We start from the raw sequence: 1,976 nt of genomic DNA, 5'->3' as shown, positions 1-1,976 counted from the left end.
CCCGTCCCAGGGCCGCGAAGTCTTCCTCGCTGACCAGATCGATGAGGTAGTCGCGTACGCCGGTGACGTGGACGGGCGCGGCTTCGCGCAGCAGCTCGAAGCCGCGGTCACTGAGGGTGGCGACGACACCGCGGCCGTCGTCGGCGGAGTTGCGGCGTTCGACGAGCCCGGCACGCTCCATCCGGGTGATCGTGTGCGTGATCCGGGAGCGCGAGTGGGCCAGGGAGTCGGCGAGCTGAGCCATCCGCATGGCACCGTCGTTCTCGGAGAGGCGTACGAGGATCTCGTACTCCGGGAGCGAGATGTCGAAGCGCGAGCGTAGATCTGCGTCCAGGCGGTCATCGAGCAGGGTCATCCCCATCATCAGCGCACGCCACGAGCGCTGTTGCTCTTCGTCCAGCCACCGAGTCTCATCACCCACGGGGCATTACGTTAGACCTCTCTGCGAGCTGTTTCATGCACTGGCACCCCTTAACGGCGGGGAAGCTGTCACCGAAGGTTCGATACACACCCGGGACGAGAGCCCCGAAACAGTCGGGACCAACGGCAGAATCGGCCGGGACCTTAGCCCGGCAGCGTGCTCGACCCGAGGCCTTGCGGACCGGAGAAACAATTCGCCACGGCTCCGGGTAAAGGCGAAGATTGTGCGGTGTCGACTCCCCCTGCTCTCGGTCTCCGTGACTTCATAGCCGCGCTTCCACGCGAGGGCCGCTGGCTCCTGTCGACGGTTGCCATCCAGCTCCTCGGCCGCGGCATGACGCTGCCGTTCACGATCATCTACCTGCATGAGGTACGCGGCTTCGACCTCGGCCTCGCCGGCACCCTGATGGGCCTGATAGCCATCGTCGGCTTCGTGGTCACCGGCCCGGCGGGCAGCCTGATCGACAGGTACGGAGCCCGCCCGGTCATCCTCGGCGGCCTGGTCTGCGCGATCGCCGGTGACGTCATGCTCGCCTTCGCCACCACCCCGGTGCTCGCCGGTGCAGCGTTGTGCCTGCTGGGCGTCCAGGCCGGGGTGTCCTGGCCGGCCGCCAACGCCCTGGTCGCCACCGTGGTCGAGGGTGAGCTGCGGCAGCGCTACTACGGGGTGAACTTCGCGCTGATCAACCTCGGCATCGGCGTCGGCGGCGTCATCGGCGGGCTCTTCATCGACGTGACCCGGCCCGAGACGTTCACCTACGCCTTCCTCGCCAACGCCGCCACCTTCACGATCCCGGCCCTGGTCCTGCTCGGCCCGCTGCGTCATCTCCACGGCCGTGCCGCCCGCCCTGCCGCCGACGAGCCCGACGCGACCGCGTCGTACGCCACGATCCTGCGCCGTCCCGAGGTCATCTGGCTGGTGGTGATCGGGGTGCTGCTCTCGACCCTGGGCTACGGCCAGATCGAGAGCGGGTTCCCGGCCTACTCCCGCCAGATCTCCGAGGTCTCGACCCGGGTCGTCGGCTTCGCGTTCGTGGTGAACTGCGCGGTGATCGTGCTCGCCCAGTTCTGGGTGATGAACCGGGTCAGCGGCAAGCGGCGCACCCGGGTGCTCATCGCGACCGCGGTGATCTGGGCCCTCGCCTGGGTGGTGTTCGGGGCGACCGGCCTGGTGCCGGGCTCCGTCGCCGCGATCGTCGGCGTGGTCGCCTTCCAGGGGCTGTTCTTCGCTCTCGGCGAGACGCTGATGCAGTCGGCCTACCCCGCCCTGACCAACGACATGGCCCCCGACCATCTGCGCGGGCGCTACAACGCGATCAACTCGGCCTCGTTCCAGACCGGGGCGATCGTCGGCCCCATCCTGGCCGGGTTCCTGCTCGAGCACGGCCAGTCGCAGGTGTTCATCGCGCTGATGGTGGTCGGCTGCGTCGGCATCGTCGCCGGCTCGATGCGCCTGGAGCGCCGGATCACCCCTGCCGTGAACGGCGTACGTCCCGCCCTGATCGCCGAGTCGGCTCATCCTGACGTAGAAACCGGCCGAGTCGGCTCGTCATAAC

2 protein-coding genes are annotated in these 1,976 nt (G+C 68.5%); one reads left to right on the top strand and one right to left on the bottom strand.

Annotated features, from left to right (window positions below; genetic code table 11):
• A partial coding sequence (locus ACFU7D_RS29465) for a MarR family winged helix-turn-helix transcriptional regulator (RefSeq protein WP_378874043.1) occupies nucleotides 1-421 on the bottom strand: 421 nt, incomplete at its 3' end.
• A gap of 228 nt (nucleotides 422-649) precedes the next feature.
• Between ACFU7D_RS29465 and ACFU7D_RS29460 the strand changes: the two genes are divergently transcribed.
• On the top strand, nucleotides 650-1,975 hold the full coding sequence (locus tag ACFU7D_RS29460) for an MFS transporter (protein ID WP_378874040.1): 1,326 nt from the start codon (nucleotides 650-652) through the stop codon (nucleotides 1,973-1,975).
• Nucleotide 1,976: the final 1 nt, after the last annotated feature.

Origin of the sequence: Nocardioides sp. NPDC057577 (assembly GCF_042801335.1) — a bacterium.
GTDB lineage: Bacteria > Actinomycetota > Actinomycetes > Propionibacteriales > Nocardioidaceae > Nocardioides.
This window is presented reverse-complemented; position numbering and strand designations above follow the sequence as displayed.